The 22,603-nt window shown below is 69.5% G+C and carries 14 protein-coding genes; 4 read left to right on the top strand and 10 right to left on the bottom strand.

All coding sequences use genetic code 11. The features are described from left to right. Positions 1–13: 13 nt before the first annotated feature. The 3 genes from FL311_RS24920 to FL311_RS24910 all read left to right on the top strand — a co-directional run bounded on the left by FL311_RS24920 (position 14) and on the right by FL311_RS24910 (position 7,524). Entirely contained in the window at positions 14–6,316 is a 6,303-nt protein-coding gene (locus FL311_RS24920) for a non-ribosomal peptide synthetase (RefSeq protein ID WP_228557056.1), read from the top strand. A gap of 133 nt (positions 6,317–6,449) precedes the next feature. After that, entirely contained in the window at positions 6,450–6,647 is a 198-nt protein-coding gene (lysW, locus tag FL311_RS24915) for a lysine biosynthesis protein LysW (RefSeq protein WP_046714639.1), read from the top strand. Between the two features lie 13 nt (positions 6,648–6,660). Then, the gene (locus FL311_RS24910) at positions 6,661–7,524 is read left to right on the top strand and encodes a family 3 encapsulin nanocompartment shell protein (RefSeq protein WP_141328626.1); all 864 of its coding nucleotides are present in this window, start codon (positions 6,661–6,663) and stop codon (positions 7,522–7,524) included. A 50-nt stretch (positions 7,525–7,574) separates the two neighbouring features. On the opposite strand, the gene FL311_RS24905 is transcribed toward FL311_RS24910, so the two are convergent. Then, the gene (locus FL311_RS24905) at positions 7,575–8,543 is read right to left on the bottom strand and encodes a cyclopropane-fatty-acyl-phospholipid synthase family protein (RefSeq protein ID WP_141328624.1); all 969 of its coding nucleotides are present in this window, start codon (positions 8,541–8,543) and stop codon (positions 7,575–7,577) included. A 311-nt stretch (positions 8,544–8,854) separates the two neighbouring features. Here FL311_RS24905 and FL311_RS24900 point away from each other — a divergent pair, with 311 nt between their 5' ends. Continuing rightward, positions 8,855–10,876 carry a hypothetical protein gene (locus FL311_RS24900; protein ID WP_228557055.1) on the top strand — a complete coding sequence of 674 codons (2,022 nt, stop codon included), beginning with the start codon at positions 8,855–8,857 and terminating at the stop codon, positions 10,874–10,876. Between the two features lie 102 nt (positions 10,877–10,978). Here the strand turns inward: FL311_RS24900 and FL311_RS24895 are convergent, their stop codons facing one another. From FL311_RS24895 to FL311_RS24855, 9 genes are read right to left on the bottom strand one after another with little or no spacing between them, the layout of a single operon-like run. Continuing rightward, positions 10,979–12,385: an aldehyde dehydrogenase family protein gene (locus FL311_RS24895; RefSeq protein ID WP_141328622.1), complete on the bottom strand. Its 1,407-nt coding sequence runs from the start codon at positions 12,383–12,385 to the stop codon at positions 10,979–10,981. 30 nt (positions 12,386–12,415) lie between these two features. Further along, positions 12,416–14,593, bottom strand: coding sequence for a 3-hydroxyacyl-CoA dehydrogenase NAD-binding domain-containing protein (locus tag FL311_RS24890; RefSeq protein WP_141328620.1), 2,178 nt, complete (start codon positions 14,591–14,593; stop codon positions 12,416–12,418). 43 nt (positions 14,594–14,636) lie between these two features. Then, on the bottom strand, positions 14,637–15,848 hold the full coding sequence (locus tag FL311_RS24885; protein WP_141328618.1) for an acetyl-CoA C-acetyltransferase: 1,212 nt from the start codon (positions 15,846–15,848) through the stop codon (positions 14,637–14,639). A gap of 34 nt (positions 15,849–15,882) precedes the next feature. Then, entirely contained in the window at positions 15,883–17,031 is a 1,149-nt protein-coding gene (locus tag FL311_RS24880) for an acyl-CoA dehydrogenase family protein (RefSeq protein ID WP_141328616.1), read from the bottom strand. A 30-nt stretch (positions 17,032–17,061) separates the two neighbouring features. Further along, positions 17,062–18,207 carry an acyl-CoA dehydrogenase family protein gene (locus FL311_RS24875; protein ID WP_141328614.1) on the bottom strand — a complete coding sequence of 382 codons (1,146 nt, stop codon included), beginning with the start codon at positions 18,205–18,207 and terminating at the stop codon, positions 17,062–17,064. A gap of 11 nt (positions 18,208–18,218) precedes the next feature. Continuing rightward, positions 18,219–20,057 carry a long-chain fatty acid--CoA ligase gene (locus FL311_RS24870; protein WP_141328612.1) on the bottom strand — a complete coding sequence of 613 codons (1,839 nt, stop codon included), beginning with the start codon at positions 20,055–20,057 and terminating at the stop codon, positions 18,219–18,221. Between the two features lie 57 nt (positions 20,058–20,114). Next, positions 20,115–20,942, bottom strand: coding sequence for an NAD(P)-dependent oxidoreductase (locus FL311_RS24865; RefSeq protein WP_141328611.1), 828 nt, complete (start codon positions 20,940–20,942; stop codon positions 20,115–20,117). After that, the gene (locus FL311_RS24860; RefSeq protein ID WP_141328609.1) at positions 20,942–21,625 is read right to left on the bottom strand and encodes a TetR/AcrR family transcriptional regulator; all 684 of its coding nucleotides are present in this window, start codon (positions 21,623–21,625) and stop codon (positions 20,942–20,944) included. The genes FL311_RS24865 and FL311_RS24860 overlap by 1 nt, the downstream gene beginning before the upstream one ends. Continuing rightward, on the bottom strand, positions 21,622–22,464 hold the full coding sequence (locus FL311_RS24855; protein WP_141328607.1) for an enoyl-CoA hydratase-related protein: 843 nt from the start codon (positions 22,462–22,464) through the stop codon (positions 21,622–21,624). Before FL311_RS24855 ends, FL311_RS24860 begins: the two co-directional genes overlap by 4 nt. Positions 22,465–22,603 lie beyond the last annotated feature (139 nt).

The raw sequence follows: 22,603 nt of genomic DNA, 5'->3' as shown, positions 1-22,603 counted from the left end.
GAACTGGAGGCAGGTGGAGGAGCTGGTCGGCTTCTTCGTGAACACGTTGGTGGTGAGGGTGGAGACGGGAGGGGCGAGCTTCAGGGAGCTGCTGGGGAGGGTGAGGAGGGCGTGCCTGGGGGCGTTCGCGCACCAGGACGTGCCCTTCGAGCAGCTGGTGGACGCGCTGCAGCCGAGCCGGGATTTGAGCCGCTCACCGCTCTTCCAGGTCATGTTCGTCATGCCCGGCGAGCTGGCGCCCCTGGCGCTCGAAGGAGTCACCTCGGAGGAGCTCGACTTCGAGCCGGGCGTGTCGAAGTTCGACCTCACGCTGTTCGCGTGGGAGACGCCGCGCGGGCTGGTGACGTTCTGGGAATACAACACGGACCTGTTCGACGAGGAGACGGTGTCGCGGATGGCGGGCCATTACGGACGCTTGCTCGACGCGGTGGTGGAGTCCTCGGAGCAGCGCATCTCCGCGCTGCCGTTGCTCGATGCGACGGAGCGTCGGCACCTGCTGGCGGAGTGGGGCGCGCGTCACGACGCCACCTATGTGCCGGGCCTGATGCACCAATGGGTGGAGGCCCAGGTGGCGCGGACGCCTCACTCGGAGGCGGTGACGGACGGCACGCGCTCGCTGACGTACGCGGAGCTGGACGCGCGCGCGAACCAGCTCGCGAACCACCTGGTGGCGTTGGGGGTGCCGCCCAACGGCTCGGTGGGGCTGTGCCTGGACCGGAGCAGCCTCGAGATGCCCGTGGCGGTGCTGGCCACCCTCAAGGCCGGAGCGGCCTTCCTGCCCCTGGACCCGACGTGGCCCACCGAGCGACTGCGGCTGATGTTGGAGGACACGGAGGCGCCGGTGGTGGTGGCGCAGGCGCACCTGGTCTCCGCGCTGCCCTCGGGGACGTCGGCGCGGGTGTTGAGCCTGGAGGACGAGGCCGCCGCCATCTCGCGCCGCCCCACGAGCGCGCCTTGCGTGGACCTCTCCGTGGAGACGAACTGCTACTTCGTCTACACGTCCGGGAGCACGGGGCGACCGAAGGGCATCGTCATGTCCCACCGCGCGGTGGGCAACATGCTCTGGTGGTTGCTGAAGCGGACGGTGAAGCCGGACGCGACGACGCTCCAGTTCGCCTCGCTCAACTTCGACGTCTCCTTCCAGGAGCTGTTCGGCACCTGGTGTCTGGGTGGCCGCGTCCTGCTCATCACCCCGGCGCTGCGACAGGACCCTGGCGCGATGCTCCGGTACATGGTGCGTCACCAGGTCGAGCGGCTCTACCTCCCCTTCGTCGCGCTCCAGGCGGTCTGCGACGCCGCTGCGTTCGAGGAGGTGCTGCCTCCCTTGACGGAGGTGGTGACAGCGGGAGAGCAGCTCCAGGTGACGCCCGCGCTCGTGGCCTTCTTCGAGCGGCTCCCGGGATGCGTGCTGGAGAACCAGTACGGGCCCTCGGAGGCGCATGTCGTCACCGCGTGGCGGGCCTCGGGACCTCCCTCCTCGTGGCCCGCGCTTCCGCCGGTGGGCGTGCCCATCACCAACGTGCGCCTGTACGTGTTGGACGCGAACGGCGAGCCCTGTCCCATCGGTGTCCCGGGTGAAGTGGGCGTCGCGGGCGCGAGTCTGGCGCACGGCTACCATGGTCGCCCCGATTTGACCGCGGACCGGTTCCTCCCGGACACGCTCGAGGGCACGTCGGGTGAGCGCTACTACCGCACGGGAGACCGGGCGCGGTGGCTGGCGGACGGGGACCTGGAGTTCCTCGGGCGCCTGGATGGACAGGTGAAGCTGCGGGGCTTCCGCATCGAGCTGGGCGAGGTGGAGGTGGTGCTGCGAGCGCTGCCCGGTGTGCGGGACGCGGTGGCGGTGGTGCGCGAGGACGTGCCGGGAGACCGGCGCCTGGTGGGCTACGTCGTGTTCCAGGATGGACACACGCTGACCCCGGCGGAGCTGCGCGCGCACCTGCAGGCGAAGGTGCCCGAGTACATGGTGCCCTCGGCCTTCGTCGCGCTCCCTGCGTTGCCGATTGCCCCGACGGGGAAGGTGGACCGCAAGGCGTTGCCGGTGCCGCGCGTGGAGGAGTCACGCGGTGGCGACGTGGCGCCACGCACGGCGATGGAGCGGGTCGTCGCGGAGGTGTTTGGTCCGCTGCTCGGCTTGGAGCGCGTGGGCGTGGAGGCACACTTCTTCGAGCTGGGTGGGCACTCGCTGCTCGCGACCCAGGCGGTGTCCCGCTTGAAGGACGTGGTGGGGCGAGACCTCCCCGTCCGTGTGCTCTTCGAATCGCCCACGGTGGCGCAGCTCGCCGAGCACCTGGAGGATGTCCTCGAGGAAGCGAGAGGAGCACCTCCCCCCGCGCTGACCCGGAGACCGCACAACGGCGTGGTGGAGCAGTCCTTCGCGCAGCAGCGACTGTGGTTCCTTTCGCAGCTCGATGCGGAAGGGTTCTCGTACAACATGCCCTTCGCGGTGCGGCTCACGGGCCTGCTGGACGTGGGCGCGCTGGAGGGCGCGTTCCGTGACGTGGTGAGAAGGCACGAGTCCTTGCGGACGACCTTCGGTGAGGTGGACGGGAAACCGGTGCAGCGAATCCACGAGGACGTGGAGCTGTCGCTGACGGTGGAGCCCGTGGCCGCGGCGGAAGTGCTGGAAAGGGTGGAGGAGGAAGCCCAGCGTCCGTTCGACCTGGAGAGGGGACCCCTGTTGAGGGCGAAGGTGTTGAAGGTGGGGGATGAAGAACACGTGCTGGTGTGGGTGGTGCATCACATCGTGTTCGACGGGTGGTCGGTGGGGCTGCTGGAGAAGGAGCTGGGAGAGGGGTACGGGGCGAGGGTGCGAGGGGAGTCGGTGGAGCGCACACCGTTGGACGTGCGGTACGCGGACTACGCGAGATGGCAGAGGGAGTGGCTGAAGGGGGAGGTGCTGGAGAAGCAGCTGGGGTGGTGGAAGGAGCAGCTGGCGGGAGCGCCGCCGGTGTTGGAGCTGCCCACCGACAAGCCGCGTCCCGCGGTGCAGTCCTTCAACGGAGCGCACCTGTCGCTCCGGATTCCTACCGAGCTGGCGGGCGCGCTGCGGGAGCTGAGCCGGAAGGAAGGGGTCACGCTGTACATGACGCTGTTGGCGGCGTTCCAGGTGTTGCTGGGACGCTACAGCGGACAGAGCGACGTGGTGGTGGGGACGCCGATATCGGGAAGGAACTGGAGGCAGGTGGAGGAGCTGGTCGGCTTCTTCGTGAACACGTTGGTGGTGAGGGTGGAGTCGGGAGGTGCGAGCTTCGGGGAGCTGCTGAAGAGGGTGAGGAAGGCATGCCTGGGAGCGTTCGCGCACCAGGACGTGCCCTTCGAGCAGCTGGTGGACGCGCTGCAGCCGAGCCGGGATTTGAGCCGCTCACCGCTCTTCCAGGTCATGTTCGTCATGCCGGGCCCCACGGTGCCGATGTCGCTCCAGGGGCTCGGCGTCGAGAGCCTCGCCTTCGAGCCGGGCATGTCGAAGTTCGACCTCACGCTGTTCGTCCAGGAACAGCCCCAGTCGCTGGTGACGTCCTGGGAATACAACACGGACCTGTTCGACGAGGAGACGGTGTCGCGGATGGCGGGGCACTACCTCCGGTTGCTCCAGTCCTCGCTCGCCCAGCCCGCGCAGGACGTGGAGACGCTGCCGCTGCTCGCCGAGTCCGAGCGGCACCGGCTGCTGGTGGAGTGGAACGCTACCGAGGCGCCACCGCCATCCGTGTGCCAGGTGAGTGCGCTCTTCGAGGAGCAGGCCGAGTGCACTCCCGACGCGGTGGCGGTCCGCTTCGGGGAGCACGTGCTCACCTACGGCGAGCTGAACCAGCGCGCGAACCGGCTGGCGAGGCTCCTTCGCAGGGAAGGGGTGGGCCCCGATGTGCCGGTGGGGCTGTGCGTTCGTCGCTCCCTGGACCTCGCCGTCGGTGTGCTCGCCATCCTCAAGGCGGGCGGCGCCTACGTCCCGTTGGACCCGTCGTATCCGCGTGAGCGCCTCGCGTGGATGCTCCGCTTCTCCAGGGCGCCGTGGTTGCTCACGCAGTCCTCCCTCGCCGACCTCGTGCCGGACGGGGCGGCACAGAGGCTGCTGCTCGACACGGAGGTGGCGCGCTTCGAGGACGAGGACCCGGAGGACCTCCCGCCACTGGCGGGGCCGGAGTCGCTCGCCTATGTCATCTACACCTCGGGATCGACGGGAGACCCGAAGGGCGTGGCCATGCCCCATGGGCCCCTGCTCAACCTGGTGCAGTGGCAGCTCGGCGCCTCGCGCCTGCCACAGGGGCGCACGCTCCAGTTCTCCGCGCTGAGCTTCGACGTCTGCTTCCAGGAGCTGTTCTCCACCTGGGCGGCCGGCGGGGAGCTGGTGCTCATCCCCGAGGAGCTGCGGCTGGACGCACGTGCCCTGCTGGAGCACCTGGAGCAGCAGGGCGTCGAGCGGCTGTTCCTCCCCTTCGTCGCGCTCCAGAACCTCGCCGAGGTGGCGGACCGGGACGGGCTGGCGCCGGGTCGACTGCGCGAAATCATCACGGCCGGAGAGCAGCTCCGAGTGACCCCCGCGCTGCGGCGCTTCATCGGCCGCCTGCCGGGCTGCGTGTTGCACAACCACTACGGGCCCACGGAGTCCCACGTGGTGACGGCCCACACGTTGGAGGGCAACCCCGCGTCCTGGCCGGACCTTCCGCCCATCGGTCGTCCCATCTCGAATGCGCGTGTGCACGTGCTCGATGCGCGAGGCACTCCGGTTCCTCCGGGTGTCCCCGGCGAGCTGTATCTCGGCGGCGCGGCGCTGGCGCGCGGCTACCTCCACCGTCCGGACCTGACGACGGAGCGCTTCGTCGCGGACCCGGTGGGCCTTGCCCCAGGCTCACGGGTGTACCGGACGGGGGACTTCGCGCGCTACCTCTCCGACGGTACCCTCGAGTTCCTCGGACGACGCGACGCACAGGTGAAGGTGCGCGGCTACCGCATCGAGCTCGCGGAGGTGGAGGCCGCGCTCGCACACCATCCCTTGGTGAAGGACTGCGTGGTGGAGGCGCGCGCGGATGGCTCGGGGGGGTCGCGACTGGTGGCCTATGTCGTGGGCACGGACGGCGCGGTGCCCGAGTCGAGAGCCCTGCGCGCCTTCCTCCAGGAGCGGCTGCCCGACCACATGGTTCCAGGCCACTTCGTGATGTTGGACTCGCTGCCCCTGTCACCCAGTGGCAAGGTGAATCGCCGGGCCTTGCCCACGCCGGACGCGGACGTCACCCGACGGGACACGGCGCCCCGGGTTCCTCCGAGGACCTCACTGGAGCTCCAGCTCGTCCGGGCCTGGGAGGAGACGCTCGGCGTGCACCCGGTGGGCATCCGCGATGACTTCTTCGAGCTGGGTGGCCACTCGTTGCTGGCCATGCGCCTGCTCGCGCGGATTCGTGAGCTCACGGGCCGAGCCCTTCCCGTGGCCGCGCTCTTCCAGGGCGCGACGGTCGAGCGCATCGCGGCCCTTCTGTCGAGCCGCGCGCCCGCGGCCAGCTCGCCCCTGGTCCAACTGCGCGGCGGGACGAAGCGCCCCTTCTTCTGCGTCCATCCCGTGGGCGGCACCGTGCTCGCGTACGCGGAGCTCGCGCACCTGCTGGGCGCGGACCAGCCCTTCTTCGGCCTCCAGGCGCCCGGCCTCGATGGGGAGACCGCGCCGCTCGACAGCGTGGAGGCCCTGGCGGAGCGCTACCTGCACGCGATTCGCGCGGTGCAGCCACAGGGCCCCTACCTGCTCGGGGGCTGGTCCCTGGGCGGGACGCTCGCGTTCGAGATGGCCCAGCAGCTCCAGGCGCGCGGAGAGTCGGTGGACCTGCTGGTGCTCATCGACACCTATGCGCGGGCCCACGCGGGAGGAGCGGTGGACCCGTCCTGGCTCGAACCCGCGCGGGTGGGCGCGCTCTTCTTCCGGGACGTGCTGCGCTCGGCGGGAGCCTGGCTGCCGTGCTCCGAAGACGTCCTCGCGAGCCTTGCCCCCGAGGAGTCGCTGGGCGTGCTGGAGGACGCGGCGCGCCGCGCCTCGGCGCTCCCTGAGACAGGGCTCGCCGCGCTGCGCGCCGTGTTCGAAGCCAACCTCCGCGCCGCCTGGCGCTACGTGCCCAGGTCCTACCCGGGAGCGCTGGTCTCCATCGAATCCGCCGAGTCGCCTCGCGCGCACGAATGGGAGCTGCTCGCCAGGGGAGGCGCGGTCGTCCACACGCTGCCCGGTGACCACTACGCGTTGCTGCGCGCCCCGGGAGTTCACACCCTCGTCACGCTCCTGCGTGACGCGCTGGAACGTTCCCACGCCCGGACACTCCCTCGGAGTGTGTCCGCGTGAGCACGTCGATACGCCGTGCCGAAATACCTGAGAAATGTGGCCTTGCTGCACTCACTTGTGTTTCAGGGCTTGTCTTGACGACTGGAATGAAGACTCACACACTGCGCCGATTCAGCAAAAGAGGAGCAAGGGCATGCATGCACTGACGAAGCAGTCGGAATCGACCGGGCAGGCCCGCTGTCCCACGTGTTCGGAGCCCATCGAGGCCGAGGGCCGCGTGCAGGGCGAGGTGTTGACGTGCTCGGGCTGTGACGGAGAGCTCGAGGTGGTCGGCCTCAATCCGCTCCGGCTCGAGGAAGCGCCCGAGGTCGAGGAGGACTGGGGCGAGTAGGCCCGGGAGCGCCATGAGCACGAACGAATCCCCGGAGCAGCCGCTCCTCTCACCCGGAAGGGTCTTCGCCCAGGCCGTCGCCACGCAGGGCGCGAAGGCCTCGGTGGAGTTCTCGCACACCATCACGGAGGCCTTCCCGGGCTTCAAGCGGCGCCCACGCATCGCGGTGCGCGGCCTGTTCAAGGTGGTGAAGGCCGAGGGCGGCAAGGTGAAGTACTGGCACGAGACGCCGCCCCAGTCGCCGCCCACCGTCCAGGTGGAGGACGTGGGCCTGCGCCCCGAGGCCGCGTTCGAGTTCCACACGGACCTCGCGACGCTCAAGCCCACCACGGCGTGGATCCAGGTCCCGCCCGCGCTCCTGGACGACCCGGAGACGCTGGCGACGTTCATCGACTTCCGGCTGCTCGTGCGGCTGTGCACCGCGGAGAACCAGGCGCTCGCCAGAGGGCGGGGAGGGGACCGCGTGCGGGGCCTGCTGGAGACGCCGGGAATCGCTCGGCTGCCGGCGCGCTCGGACCCCGTGTCCTCGCTCCTGGCGGCGTGTGACAGGGTGGAGCAGATGGGCGGCAGCGCGGACGGCATCCTCGTCAACCCGGCGGACTACTACCGCTACTTCGTGGGCAAGGGCGGGCTGTTGTCGGACCTGACGAGCATGGGCGTGCGCATCGCCCGCGCGCGCATGGTGGACCCCGGGCAGGTCATCGTCGGGGACTTCACCGCGGCGGCCACCATCTTCGACAGCGGCCGCTCCTCCATCCGCTTCGCCACGCCGCCTCCCGGCATCTTCCCGCGCGACGGCCTGGCCGTCTGCGGAGAGATTCACGAGGCGCTCGTCGTCCACCTGCCGACGCACTTCTACGTCGCCTCGCTCGCCTGAGGCGGGGTGCCCGCCCGGAAGTCCTCCAGCGACTTCCGGGCGAGTGGGCGTCAGGGCTTCTCGGCGCTGACCACCGCGTACTCGTCGCAGTTGAACAGCGTCAGCCACTGGAGCTGCTCGAACTCCATCTGGCGGGCGCGCCGCACGTCCTCGCGCACCTTCGCCACGGTGACGCTGCCGGGCTGACGCTCCGCGGCCGTCATCCCCCGGAGCGCGGCCAGCGCGGTGTTGACGGCCGGGTAGACGTCCGACGCGATGGACTCCAGCTTCCCCTGGTGGAAGCCGGCCGCGTTCAGCTCCGTGAGATAGCGCTGCGTCGTCCAGACGTTGGCCTCTGGAAACGCAATCCGTCCGCGCCAGTACCGGTGCCGCAGCCGTCGGCGCAGGCCCGCGCCGGACTCGCGGTCCGTCTTCTGACACATGTCCGCCATCACCAGGCGCCCGCCGGGCCTGAGCACCCGGAAGGCCTCACGCAGGAAGTCGCCGCGCGTGCGGAAGTGCATCGCGGACTCCAGCGCGAAGACGACGTCGAACTCGCCGTCACCGAAGGGAATCTGCGTCGCCGAGCCGACCTCCAGGCGGACCCGGTCCTCCAATCCCGTCAGCTTCACGCGCTCCTTGCCCACGCGGACCTGATTGGGGGTGACGTTGATGCCCACGATTCGGGCGGGGCGGTACTCCTCCGCCCAGAGGATGTCCTGGTCGGCGTAGCCGAACCCGCAGTCGAGCACCACGTCCCGCTCGCCCAGTCGCGCCGTGCGCGCGAGCAGGTGGGCCATCTGCGCTTGTGCGGCTTTGAACAAATCCCCGACGCGCTCGCAGTTCGTCTCGTCCACGCGCTCCACGTCGCGCCAGTAGCCCAGGTTGATCCAGAAGGGCTCCCGCCCCGTGACGACGCGAATCTCTTGCGGTCTGGGCAGCCCTGCCACCCATGCACCCGTCTCGTTCGAATAGAAACGCTCGGGGTCCGCCAGCACCGCGCTCTTGAGCTGCCTTGCGACCTGCATGACGTCGAACATCGCGAGCCTCCTTCGTGGCGGTCCTCTCATTATGACCTGGAATGCACGAATTGAGGAGCTGTCCTGAGGCGCCAGCCGTCCGCCCAGGCCCTGTCGGCTGATGGACAGAAGTGGCTGTCTTTCAGGTGGAGTCTCTCTTTGCCGTGTCGTTGTTTTGGTTGTGATTGCCTCCGGGACCTGCTCGGCAGGCGAGGAGGCCTTATTGGCAATTGGCAGTCACAGGGTGACGCGCCGCGTATTGAGACGCTTCACTGACAGACTTAAAAAGTCTCTTGTTGTCATCCTGCTAATAAGCGAAGGAGGGCCCGCTCATGCGACTGCACCGCAGTGGTTCGTTGGCTTTGTCGAGTGTCTTCGTCGCGGCCCTGGGAGTGACCCAGGCCGCGGCCGCGGAGTTGCCGTTGTTGGACAGCACCCCCTTGCGAGCGCCGTTCGCGGCGGCCTGTGAGGGGAAGCCGGACTCCACGCTGCTACCGGTGGACCCGCGCACGCTCGTCGTCCCGGGCGTCAACAAGCCGGGCGCGGCGGTGCAGTTCAACGCCTTCTGGGTGGACCTGCACACCCCGCCGCCGCCGTTCATCTCCAACCTGCCGCCCAACCCCAAGACATGCGGCGAGTTCCGGGCCAGCGTCGCCCGCGGCAAGAAGAACATCGAGACGCGGGCCTACTTCCAGCCGTTCACCACGGCGTCCGCGTACTACTACATGTACACGCTGTGGGGTTACCCGCTGCGCCCGTCGGACTTCGACGAGCAGATCATCAAGCGCTTCGGCCTGGCGAAGGCCCCCTTCCGCAATCCCTATCCGTACCCCTGGGAGAACCCCAACCTCACCAATGGCGGGAGCGGGCAGCTCCCCCTCGGCATGGTCCAGGAGCGCGACGCCAACGGCCGCTGGACGGGCGCCATCGCCTCCTCCTGCTCGGGTTGCCATGACTCGAAGCTGGGGGGCGACTCGGAGTCGTCCTTCCTGTGGGGCCGCTCCAGTGACGCCATCGACGCGGGCCTCATCCAGTCCGACATGTTCCGCTCCACCGTGGTGGGCAACATCTTCCAGATCGTCCCGGTGCCGTGGAGCGTCGGGCGCGGCATGAGCGACGCCATTGGCATCGTGGACCTCTTGCCCGCGCTCTTCGACATGGATGCCATGTCGCTGGCGCCCAGCCTGCTCGAGTACTTCCCCACCCACGCGGGTGGCATGTCGCGCGCCCCCAACTGGTGGTACCGCGCCTTCAAGACGCGCCAGTTCTGGGACGGCGCGCTCACGTCCGACAACGTCCGCTCGGAGATGGCGTTCGGCATCGCCAACATCACCCGCTCCGCCCCCGAGCGTCGCGCCCTCACCGCCGAGTTCGAGGACAACGACAACTTCTTCGTCTCCCTGTCGCCGCCCACCTATCCCAAGCCCATCAACACGGCCCTGGCGGAGCAGGGCGCCATCCTCTTCCACGAGCGCGACCTGTGGGCCAACGGCGCCAACGCCAACATTCCCAAGCAGGCTGGCAACGGCTCCTGCGCGAGCTGCCACGGCGTCTACTCGCCGCGCCACGCCGCCAACCCCGCCTTCCTCCCGGACCCGCGCCTCAAGGGCATCTCCGGCGTCATCACCCCGATTGAGACCATCCGCACGGACCCGGCCCGCAAGGACCTCATGGCGGACGAGCGCAAGCGCCGCGCCTGGAACACGTCCTTCCTGGCCTACAACGACCAGCACCCGGACCACGGACCCTTCTACGACGACCCCATCACCAGCGCCCTGCGCCGCGTGCCGCGCGCCGCATATGACCGGGGCACCGGGCCCATCTACTCGCCGGAGGGGCCGAACATCTGGATCAAGCCCTTCGGCTACATCGCCACGCCGCTCTACGGCGCCTGGGCCTCCGCGCCGTACTTCCACAACTCCAGCGTCCCCACGCTGTGGGATGTGCTCAAGCCCTCGGATCGCCCCAAGGTCTGGAAGCGCCAGCAGGTCTCCGGCAACGCGCTGGGCTCCAACGCCGGCTACGACATGAGCTTCGCGGCGTACGACTTCAACAAGCTCGGCTGGAAGGTGCAGGCCCTGGCCTGCGGAGACCGCCCGGCCAATGACCCCTTCATCCCCTGCAGCCAGGAGATGGCCACGCACGACGTCCTGTTCGCGAACATCGCCAACACCGTCGCCAACTACAACTCGCTGGCCTACCAGTCGCCGCCGCCCATCACCCAGAAGCAGATCCGCTCGCGCATGATCTTCAACTCGCACCTGTACGGGCTCGGCAATGAGGGCCACGACTTCACCCAGTCGCTCACCGACAGCGAGCGCTGGGCCATCATCGAGTACATGAAGACGCTGTGACGACGAAGGCCTCCCGCGGGCGGGGCAGGGTGCCCGTCCGCGAGAGGCCTGGAGGAAACCGGGCCGTCGGGAGCAGCGTCCCGGCGGCCTCGTCGTGTCGGGCTACATCAGGCGCTTGAAGAGGCCCAGCTTGCCCACGTACGGCGGGTAGCGCATCGCCAGGTCCAGCAGGAAGGGCCGCTTCACCACGCTCTTCTTGTGGCTGAAGGCATCGAAGCTGGCCTGGCCGTGGTAGCCGCCCACGCCGGACTCGCCCACGCCGCCGAAGGGCAGCCCCTCCGCCGCGAAGTGCACGCACACGTCGTTGACCACCGCGCCGCCGCTGGACGTCTCCGTCAGGACCCGCTCGTTGACGGCCGCGTCCTTGGAGAAGCTGTAGAGCGCGAGCGGCTTGGGGCGCGAGCGCACGAAGCGGATGGCCTCGTCGATGCTCGGGCAGTCCACCAGCGGGAGGAGGGGGCCGAAGATCTCATCCTGCATCAGCGGGCTGGACAGGGGCGCGTCGGTGATGACGGTGGGCGCGAAGAAGCGGCTGGCCGCGTCGTGCTCACCGCCGAAGGCCACCTTGCCGTGCCCGGCCAGCGCGCGGACGCGCTCGAAGTGCCGGGGGCTGATGATGCGGCCGTAGTCGCTGCTCTGGCGCGCGTCCTGGCCGTAGAACTGGGTGACGGCCTTCTTCACCAGCTCCGTGAAGGGCGCCTTCAGCTCGGGGGGAATCAGCACGTAGTCCGGGGCGATGCACGTCTGGCCCGCGTTGAGGTACTTGCCCCAGGCGATGCGGCGCGCGGTGACCTCCAGGTCCGCGCTCCGGTCGACGATGCAGGGGCTCTTGCCGCCCAATTCCAGCACCGTGGGCGTCAGGTGCTTGGCGGCGGCCTCGGCCACCACGCGGCCCACCTGGGTGCCGCCGGTGAAGAAGATGAGGTCCCAGCGCTGCGCCAGCAGCTCGCGGCTGGCGTCCGCGTCGCCCTCCACCACGGCGACGACCTCCGGGGAGAAGGCCTCACCCAGGAGCTTCGCCAGCACCGCCGACGTCGCCGGCGCCAGCTCGCTGGGCTTGAGCACCGCGGTGCACCCGGCCGCGAGCGCCCCGATGAGCGGCGCGAGGGACAGCTGATACGGGTAGTTCCACGGCGCGATGATGAGCGTCACGCCCAGCGGGTCCGAGTATTGGTACGCCCGCGCCGGCTGGATGACGATGGGCGCCGAGCCCCGGCGCGGCTTCATCCACGACTTCAGGTGCTTGAGCGCACCTTTTATCTCTCCATAAATGCTGCCGACCTCCGTCAGATACGCCTCCTCGGCGCTCTTCGAGAGGTCGGCCTTGAGGGCGGCGAGGATCTCCGCCTCGTACTTGCGCACCACCCGGTCCAGGGCTTCCAGCCGCGCCCGCCGCCACTCGAGCGGGAGCGTCACGCGAGACTCGAAATAGGCGCGCTGCTTTTCGACGAGCGCCCCCGCGTCGAGCGGAGGCGGTACGGCGGCGAGGCGACTGGAGCTCTGGACCATGGACTTCTCCTTGCGAAAGGCGATGCGCGGCTACTTCAGGAGCTCACCTCGCTCCGCTTTCTGGATGAGCGACGCGGGCGGCTCGAAGTGCTTGCCGTAGCGCTTCGCCAGCTCGTTCGCGCGGGCGATGAAGCCCCTGAGGCCCGTGCCCGTGGGCCCCTCGTAGCCGTTGATGAACTGGGCCACGCCGCCCGTCCATGCCGGGAAGCCGATGCCCAGGATGGAGCCGATGTTGGCGTCCGCCGCCGAGCGCAGCACGCCCTCGTCGAAGCAGCGCACCGTGTCGATGGCCTCCGCGAACAGCATCCGGTCCTTCATGTCCTCGAAGGGGATGGTCATGCCCGGCCTGGTGTAGTGCTTCGCCAGCCCCGACCACAGGCCCGCGCGCTTGCCGTCCACGTAGTCGTAGAAGCCCGCCCCCGTGGAGCGGCCCTTGCGCCCGTGCTGGTCGATGAGCGAGTCGACGACGGCGTAGCTGCCGTGGTCCGCCCACGGCTTGCCCTCGGCCACCGCGGCGGCCTTCGTCTCCTCGCGAATCTTGCGCGGCAGGGTCAGCGTCAGCTCGTCCATCAGCGCCAGGGGCGCCGCGGGGTAGCCCGCCTGCAGGCCCGCCTGCTCGATGGACGCCGGGGAGATGCCCTCGCCCACCATGGCGATGGCCTCGTTGAGGAACGTGCCGATGACGCGGCTGGTGAAGAAGCCGCGGCTGTCGTTGACGACGATGGGCGTCTTGCCAATCTGCACCGCGATGTCGATGGCCTTCGCCAGCGTCGCGTCGCTCGTCTTCTTGCCGGCGATGAGCTCCAACAGCGGCATCTTGTCCACGGGGGAGAAGAAGTGCATGCCCACGAAGTCCTCGGAGCGCTTCACGCCCTCCGCGAGCAGGGTGATGGGCAGTGTGGACGTGTTGGACGCCAGCACCGCGTCGGGCGCCACCACGTCCTGGACCTCCTGGAAGACCTTGTGCTTGAGCTCCACGCCCTCGAACACGGCCTCGATGACCAGGTCGCAGCCCTTGAGCGCCGCGGCGTCCTGGGTGGGGGTGATGCGCGCGAGCAGCGCGTCGCCCTTCTCCTTCGTCGTCTTGCCCTTCTCCAGCGCCTTCTCCACCAGCTTCACGGAGTACTGCTTGCCCTTCTCCGCGGCGGCGACGCTCACGTCCTTGAGCACCACCTCGATGCCCGCCTTGGCGCACACGTAGGCGATGCCCGCGCCCATCATGCCGGCGCCCAGGATGCCCACCTTCTTCGCCGTGTGCTGCGGATGGCCCTTGGGTCGGCCGCCACCGGAGTTGATGTGCTGCATGTCGAAGAAGAACGCTTGAATCATGTTCTTCGCGACCTGACCCGTCGCCAGCTCCGTGAAGTAGCGCGACTCGACGGTGAACGCGGTGTCCACGTCCACCTGCGTGCTCTCCACCGCCACCGCCATGATGGCGCGGGGGGCGGGCATGTTCGCGCCCTTGAGCTGCTTGCGCAGGTTGGCGGGGAAGGCCGGCAGGTTCGCCGCGAGCCCGGGGGACGTCGGCGTGCCGCCCGGAATCTTGTAGCCCTTCTGGTCCCACGGCTGCTGCGAGCTCGGGTTCGCCTTCACCCACGCCTTGGCCGCGGGGATGAGCGCCTCCACCGAGTCCACCACCTCGTGCACCAGGCCCACCTCCTTGGCCTCCTGGGGACGGTAGCGCTGGCCCTGCAGGAGCACCTTCATCAGCGCGTCCACGATGCCCAGCATCCGCACCGTGCGCACCACGCCGCCCGCGCCGGGCAGCAGGCCCAGCGTGACCTCCGGCAGGCCAATCTGCGCGCCCTTCACGTCCGCGACGATGCGGCGGTGACAGGCCAGCGCAATCTCCAGGCCGCCGCCCAGCGCCGCGCCGTTGATGGCGGCGACCACGGGCTTGCCCAGGGTCTCCAGGGCGCGCAGCTGCGCCTTGAGCTCCTGGCCCAGCTCGAACGCCTGCTTCGCGTTCTCCTTGCGGATCTTCAACAGGTCGTTCAGGTCGCCGCCGGCGAAGAAGGTCTTCTTCGCGGAGGTGATGACGACGCCCTTGATGTCGGCCTTCTCCTTGACCAGCCGGTCCACCGTCGCGCGCATCGACTGGATGTACGCGGCGTTCATGGTGTTGGCGGACTGGTTGGGGTCATCCAGCGTCAAGGTGACGATGCCGTCGGCATCCTTGTCCCAGCGGATGGTGCTCTGCTCGCTCATGGGGTTTGCTCGAATCTTGGTCGAAAGGGGATGCGCAGAAAGGTCAGACGCGCTCGATGAGGGTGGCCACGCCCATGCCACCGCCGACGCACAGGGTGATGACGGCCCGGCGCGCCTTGCGCCGCTCCAGCTCGTCCACCATGGTGCCCAGGATCATCGCGCCCGTGGCGCCCAGCGGGTGCCCCATGGCGATGGCGCCGCCGTTGACGTTGATCTTCTCGTTCGGGATGCCCAGGTCCTTCTGGTACTTGAGCACCACGGAGGCGAAGGCCTCGTTGAGCTCGAACAGGTCGATGTCCTTCACCGACAGGCCCGTCATGTCGAGCAGCTTGCGCGTGGCGGGGATGGGGCCCGTCAGCATGATGGTCGGGTCCGAACCGGACGTGGCCACCGCGGCGATGCGCGCGCGCGGCGTCAGCCCCAGCGACTTGCCCACCTTCTCCGAGCCGATGAGCACCAGCGCCGCGCCGTCCACGATGCCCGACGAGTTGCCCGGGGTGTGCACGTGCTCGATGCGCTCCACCATGTGGTACTTCTGCAGCGCCACCGCGTCGAAGCCGCCCATCTCGCCCATGGCGGCGAACGACGGGCTCAGCTGCCCCAGCGACGCGACGGTGGTGTCCTTGCGCGGATGCTCGTCGCGCTCCAGGACGACCAGGCCGTTCTGGTCCACCACGGGGATGACGGAGTTCTTGAAGTAGCCCTCCGCCCAGGCCTTCGCGGCGCGCGCCTGCGACTGCGCGGCGTAGGTGTCCACGTCCTCGCGGGTGAAGCCCTCCATCGTCGCGATGAGGTCCGCGGAGATGCCCTGCGGCACGAAGTACGTGTCGTAGTTGGTGGCCGGGTCCATGGCCCACGCGCCGCCGTCGGAGCCCATGGGCACGCGCGACATGCTCTCCACGCCGCCCGCGATGACCAGGTGCTCCCAGCCCGAGCGCACCTGCTGCGCGGCCATGTTCACCGCCGTCAGGCCGGAGGCACAGAAGCGGTTGAGCTGCACGCCGCCCACCGTCTCCGGCAGGCCCGCCGCCAGCACCAGCGTGCGCGCGATGTCCGCGCCCTGGTCGCCCACCGGCGACACGATGCCCAGCACGATGTCGTCGATCTGCTTGGGGTCCAGGCCGGGGTGGCGCTTCTTGAGGGCGTCCACCAGGCCGACCAGCAGGGAGATGGGCTTGATGCCGTGCAGCGCGCCCTTCTTGCCCTTGCCGCGAGGTGTACGGACGGCGTCGAAGATGAATGCTTCCTGGCTCACCGGGAGCCTCCTTGGGATTCGGTGTGGGAGTGGTCTACAGCGAACGGGCGACGAGTTCCTTCATGACCTCGTTGGCGCCGGCGAAGATGCGCATGACGCGAGTATCCGCGAACAGGTGAGCGATGGGGTATTCCTTCATGTACCCATACCCTCCGAAAAGCTGGAGGCAACGGTCCGCGACGCTGCTCGCCTGGTCCGTCAGCCAGTACTTGGCCATGGCCGCGGACGCCACGTCCAGCTCCCCCGCCAGGTGCTTCTCCACGCACTCGTCGAGGAACGCCCGTCCCACCCGCCCCAGCGTCGCGCATTCCGCCAGCTCGAAGCGCGTGTTCTGCAGAGCGAAAAGCGGCTTGCCGAACACCTGGCGCTGCTTGGTGTAGTCGACCGTGAGCGCCACGGCCCGCTCGATGCTCGCCTGCGCGAGCACCGCCGTGGCCAGCCGCTCCTGGGGCAGCTGCTGCATCAGCTGGATGAAGCCCGAGCCCTCCGCGCCGCCCAGCACGTTGACGGCCGGAATCCGGAGCTCGTCGAAGAACAGCTCGGTGGTGTCCTGCCCGTGGCCGCCCAGCTTCTCCAGGATGCGGCCCCGCTCGAAGCCGGGCGTGGTGTCGGAGACCTCGGCACACAACAGGGAGATGCCCGCGTGGCCCTTCACGTCGCTGGTGCGCACCGCGATGATGAGGAAGTCACAGACGCGGCCGTTGGAGATGAAGGTCTTGGACCCGCTCACCTTGTAGAAGTCGCCGTCGCGCACCGCGCGGGTGGAGATGGCCTGCAGATCCGAGCCTGTCCCCGGCTCCGTCATGGCGATGGCGCCCACCCACTCGCCGCTGGCGAGCTTGGGCAGCCACTTGAGCTTCTGGGCCTCGGAGGCGTACGCGAGCACGTAGTGCGCGACGATGGTGGAGTGCACCGCGAAGCCCATCGTCGGGTCCCCGGCGCGCACCTGCTCCTCCAGGAGGATGGCCTCGTGGGCGAACGTGCCGCCGCCGCCGCCGTATGCCTCCGGGATGGACATGCACAGCAGGCCCAGCTCGCCCGCCCGGCGGTAGAGCGCCTTGTCCGGGAAGCCCTGGGCCACGTGCTTGGGCACGTTGGGGAGGACCTCCTTCGTGAAATAGGTGGCCGCGAGTCCGCGCACCTGCTCGAGCTCGTCGGAGCTCCACCGAGGACGTGCCGTCATTGTCTGTCTCCGCGCTGTCGTGACTGCTGTCTAGAGTCCGAACGTCTTGCCGATGATGTCCCGCTGGATTTCGCTGGTGCCACCATAGACGGTGGAAATCACCGTGGCACGCAGATGCGATTCCATATCGAACTCGGTGGCGTAGCCGTAACCCCCCATCATCTGCACGCCCTCCAGCGCCACGCGCTTGGCCGTCTCGGTGGCCTTCAGCTTGGCCATGGAGGCCTCGCGCGGGAGCATCTTCTCCGGGGCCTCGTCCGCCATCTGCGCCACGCGGTACAGGAGCAGCTCGCTGCACTCCAGCTCCAGCGCCAGGTCCGCGATGCGGTGCTTGAGGGCCTGGAACGAGCCCACCGACTTGCCGAACTGCTTGCGGTCCTTCACGTACGCCACCGCGTCGTCGAACGCGCGCCGCCCCCGGCCCAGCATCGTCGCCGCCAGGATGAGCCGCTCGCTGTTGAGCCCCGACATCAGCTGCGGCCACGCCTGGTCCACCACGCCCACCACGCTGTCCTCGGGCAGGAAGCAGTCGGTGAAGTAGACGTCGTTGACCTCCTTGCCGTTGAGCGTGGGGATGCCGCGGATCTCCACGCCCGGCGTGCTCGTGGGCACGCAGAACATGGTGAGCCCCTCGTGGCGCGAGCCAGGGCCCGCGCCGCGCGTCCTCGCCACCAGCAGCAGGTGGTCGGCGATGTGCGCGTTGGAGCACCACGTCTTCTGGCCGTTGACGACGAAGCCGCCCGAGGCGCGCTCGGCGCGGCAGGTGATGGCCGCCGCGTCCGAGCCCGCGCCGGGCTCCGAGATGGAGATGGCCTCCACCCGACCTTGCGTGATTCCCGTGAGCACCTTCTGCTTCTGCGCGGGCGTGCCGAACCTCGCGTAGGGCCCGGCCGCGACGGCGGTGGTGACGTAGCCGCCCACCGGCGCGAGCCCGTAGGCGGTCCGCTCCGCGAACAGGCAGATCTCCGACATGCCGCCGCCGGAGCCGCCGTACTCCGCGTCGATGCCCACGCCGAGCCAGCCCAGCTCGGCCATCTGCGCGTACAGCTCGACGTTGTGCGCCTCCACGCCGTGCTGGGTCAAGGCGTCGCGCTGGGCGCGGGTGCCCGTCCTGGCGCGGCAGAAGGCATCGATGGACGCGGCGAACGAGGCTTGCTCGGGGGTTCTGGCGTGCATGGCGGCGGGGCTCAGGCGTTCTCGTAGAAGGTGGCGATGCGCTCGGCGTACTGCTGGAGGATGACGCGGCGCTTGAGCTTGAGCGTGGGGGTGAGCTCGCCCGTCGCGGGCGACCACGTCTCGGTGACGACCTCGAAGCGCTTGACCTGCTCGGCGCGCGACAGCCGCTGGTTGACCGAGGCCACCAGCGCCTCCAGCTCCGAGCGGATGGCGGGGTCCTTCGTCAGCTCCGCCACGGACATGGGCGGCAGGCCCCGGGCCTTGGCCCACACGGGCGCGACCTCCGCGTCCAGGCAGATGAGCGCGGTGACATACGGCCAGCCATCACCAATCGCGAGCGCCTGGCCCACGAGCGGGTGGGCGCGCAGCAAGCCCTCGATGCGGGACGGGGCGATGTTCTTCCCGCTCGAGGTGATGATGAGCTCCTTCTTGCGGTCGGTGATGGTGAGGTAGCCCTCGGCGTCGATGGTGCCGATGTCACCGGTGGCCAGCCACCCGTCCTCGTCCGTGGCGCTGACGATGCGCCCGTCCCCGGCCAGGTAGCCCATGAACAGCACGGGGCCGCGCACGAAGATCTCTCCGTCGGAGGCCAGCTTCAGCTCGAGCCCGGGGACGGGGCGGCCCACCGAGCCCACGCGGAAGTCGGTGGGCAGGTTGATGGTGGCGCAGCCCGTCGTCTCGCTCATGCCCCACACCTCGAGCACGCGGATGCCGAAGCCGCCCAGGTACTCCAGCACCTCCACGGGGATGGGCGCGGAGCCGCTGCTGGCCCACTGGAGCGCGTCCAGGCCCAGCGTGGAGCGCAGGGGCTTGAGCACCTTCTCCTCCGCCACGGCGACCTTGGCGGCCAGCTCCTCGGACACCTTCTGGCCGGAGCCCTCCAGGCGGAAGGCCTCCAGCGCGAGCGCGTGCGCGCCCATGATGGCGTCGCGGCGGGGGGCCTCCAGCGTGCCCAGCTTGGCGCGCAGGCCCGCGGCCAGCTTCTCCCAGACGCGGGGCACGCCGAAGAAGGCGGGCGGGCGCACCTTGGCCATCAGCGGCACCACGCCCGCCGGGTCCGAGCAGACGTGCACGTGCAGCGCCTTGAAGAGCATCCGGTACAGGCCCAGCTCGCGCTCGGCGATGTGCGCCAGCGGCAGGTAGGCGATGGACGGCGCGCGCATGGGCGTGGGCACCACCGCGTCCACGCAGATGGCCTCGTAGAAGGCGTTGCGATGGCTGAGCACCACGCCCTTCGGGTCTCCGGTGGTGCCGGAGGTGTACATCATCGCGATGGGGTCCTCGGGACGGATGGGCTTCCAGGTGTCCTCGAAGACCTGCGGCGCCTGCTCATGCAGCGCCGCGCCGTCCGCCTCCAGCTGAGCGAAGGAGACATAGAGTGCGTCTCCGGCGGGCACGGCGGCTGCGTCGATGACGACGATGCGCTTGAGGCAGAAGAGCGACTTGAGGATGGGCCGCCAGCGGGCCACCTCCTCCGCGCCCTCGAGCACCACCACCGTGGCCGCGCTGTGCTGCGCGACGTAGCCTACTTGCTCCGTGCTCAGCGTTTGATAGGCGGTACAGGGGATGGCGCCCAGGTGGGCCGCGGCGTAGTCGATGAGCCAGTGCTCGGGCCGGCTCGACATCATGATCATCATCCGCTCGCCGCGCTGGAGCCCGAGCGCGCCCAGGCCCCGGCTCAGCGCCGCGGTGCGGGCGCGAATCTGGGCCCAGGTGAGCGTGGTGTCACCGGCGGTGAGCGCCGGCTCGTCCGCGAGCTCGTCCGCGTTGCGCTTGAGCAAGAGCGGCAGGGTGAGCTTGTTCGCCAGGGATTGGCACTGCGCCTCCAGGTCTGCGAGCGACGTACCCATGGACTCCTCCTGCGTCTGGTTTCGCGGCGACTGCGGATGCGGCGTGTGGGGTGCTCCTCAGGGGTCGACGTAGAGGTCGAGGATGACGTCGTCGCCGCCCCCGTAGCGGCTGAAGTCGGTGACGCCCTCGGCGCGCAGCACGTCCTCGTCGATGAAGGTGTGGCCGGTGCAGTCGCGCGGCTTGCGCTGGAGGATGGCCACCGCCGCGTCCGCCATGATGTCGGGCGTGCGCGCGCGCTGCATGGAGTCATCCCCGCCGAGCAGGTTCTTCACCGCCGCGGTGGCGATGAGCGTGCGCGGCCACAGCGCGTTGGCGGCGATGCCCGCCTCGGCGAACTCCGCGGCCCAGCCCAGCGTCAAGAGCGTCATCCCATACTTCGCCACCGTGTACGCCGGGTGCTTGCCCAGCCAGTGCGGCGCCAGGTTGACGGGCGGCGACAGCGACAGGATGTGCGCGTGCGCGGAGCGCTTGAGGTGCGGCAGCGCGGCGCGCGTGAGCAGGAAGGTGCCGCGCACCTGGATCTGTTGCATCAGGTCGAACCGCTTGAGGGGCAGCTCGTCTGTCTTCAGCGGCGCCAGCGCGCTGGCGTTGTTCACGCAGAAGTCGATGCCGCCGAAGCGCTTGACGGCCTGGTCCACCGCGCGCTGGACGTCCGCCTCCTCGCGCACGTCGCCCACCACCGCGAGCGCCTGGCCTCCGGCGGCCTCGATGTCCGCGGCCGCCGTGTGGACGGTGCCCGGGAGCCTGGGGTCGGGCGTGTCCGTCTTGGCCAGGAGCACCACGTTGGCGCCCAGCCTCCCCGCGGCGACGCCAATGGCGAGGCCGATTCCGCGGCTTCCTCCGGACATCAACATCGTGCGTCCCGACAGAGGCTTCTGGCTCATCAGGGCTCCTTGTCGCTCGGGCCCTCGGACGGAGCGGGCGTGGCTTCCGGCTCCGCGCGGGGCGGCAAGTTCTTCAGTTGGGGGATGACGTCGCGAACGAGCGTGATGAGCGATTCGCTCAGGAGCAGGTGCGCCTCCTCGCGCGTGAGCGTCCCGCCGCGAATCCACTCGCGGATGGTGGCCTTCACCATGCCGGAGTAGGAGCGCATCATCGCGCGGTGGCGCGCGTCGCTGCCCACCTCCACCTTGAGGCCCAGGAACTCGAGCGTCTTCGCCGCCGCCACGTCGTCCGCGGCGGAGATGATGCGCTCGACCTCCGGGTCCGCGCCGATGCCGCCCACCGCGGTGACGGCCACGTACGTCTTGCCGTGGGTGGCCACCGTGTCCAGGTACCACCGGACGCTGCGCTCCACGCGCTCGCGCAGCGTGCCCGTGTTGCTGACCTTCTCCTCCAGGCCGGGCATCAGGAGCATGCGCTTGACGACCTTGAGGTACAGGTCGCGCTTCTGCCCGAAGTAGTGGTTGAGCAGGCCGCGGGCGACACCCGCTTCCTTGGCGATGTCCGTGGTGGAGACGTCCGCGTAGGGACGCTCACCGAACAGCCGGGTGGCGACCTCGAGGATCTGCTCGCGGCGCTCGTCCGGCTCCAGGCGCTTCCAGCGGGGGGCGGGGGAGGGGCTCATGACTTGCGCTCTCCCCACGGCAGGAAGCCCGGCAGGTCCTGCTCCACCGTGCGCGTGAAGGTGGGGGGCCGCTTCTGCAGGAACGCCATCACGCCCTCCAAGGCGTCGGGGTTCTGTCCCAGGCTCGCGATGAGCTGGCTGTCCAGGGAGAAGGCCTGCTCCGGGGTGGGCAGGGCGCTCATTCGGTAGAGGGACTGACGGATGACGGCCACGGACACGGGCGCGGTGGTCTCCACCAGCTCGCGCGCCAGCGCCTGCGCGGCGCCGAGGACCTCGTCGGATTCATGGAGCGAGCGCACCAGCCCCGCGCCGAGCGCCTCGTCCGCGGGGACGAGCCGGCCGCTCACCATCCAGTCGAGCGCGCGGCCCATGCCCACCAGTCGGGGCAGGAACCAGCTGGAGCCGCCCTCCGGGTAGATGCCCCGGCGGCTGAAGACGAAGCCGAAGCGGCTGTCCTTGGCCGCCAGCCGGAAGTCCGCGGGCAGGAGCATCGTCGAGCCCACGCCCACCGCGGCGCCCCGCACGGCGGCGATGACGGGCTTGCGCAGGGAGAACAGGCGGCGGGTCACCCGCGTCGCGGGCTCCACCCAGCCCGGCTCGGGCAGGCCGCCGTTGGCGACCTCGAAGGACAGGCCGCTCAGGTCCGCGCCCACACAGAAGTCCTTGCCGGCCCCAGTGAGGATGACCACGCGCACGTCCTCGTTGGCGTCCGCCTGGGTCAGCGCGTCCGCCAGCTCGTCCGCCATGGTGATGGTGAAGCCGTTTCGCGCCTCGGGACGGTTCAGCTCGAGAGTGGCAACCCGGTCCGAGACCGAGGTCCGGATGTGTTGGTAGCTCATGGTGGGGGCCTCATCACTTCGATGACAGGGATATTGGAGGCTTGTTGGCGGGGTGTCAACAGTGTCTGCGCGGCCGGATTCCGAAAGAGTGACGACGTGTTGCGTCATCCCGGAGTGACTGTTCTGGGTGGGTGGGATG

The organism is Myxococcus sp. AB025B (assembly GCF_006518215.1).
In the GTDB taxonomy this organism is placed as follows: Bacteria; Myxococcota; Myxococcia; order Myxococcales; family Myxococcaceae; genus Myxococcus; species Myxococcus fulvus.
Note: the sequence above shows the minus strand (reverse complement) of the source record. Positions and strands in the feature narration are given on the sequence as shown.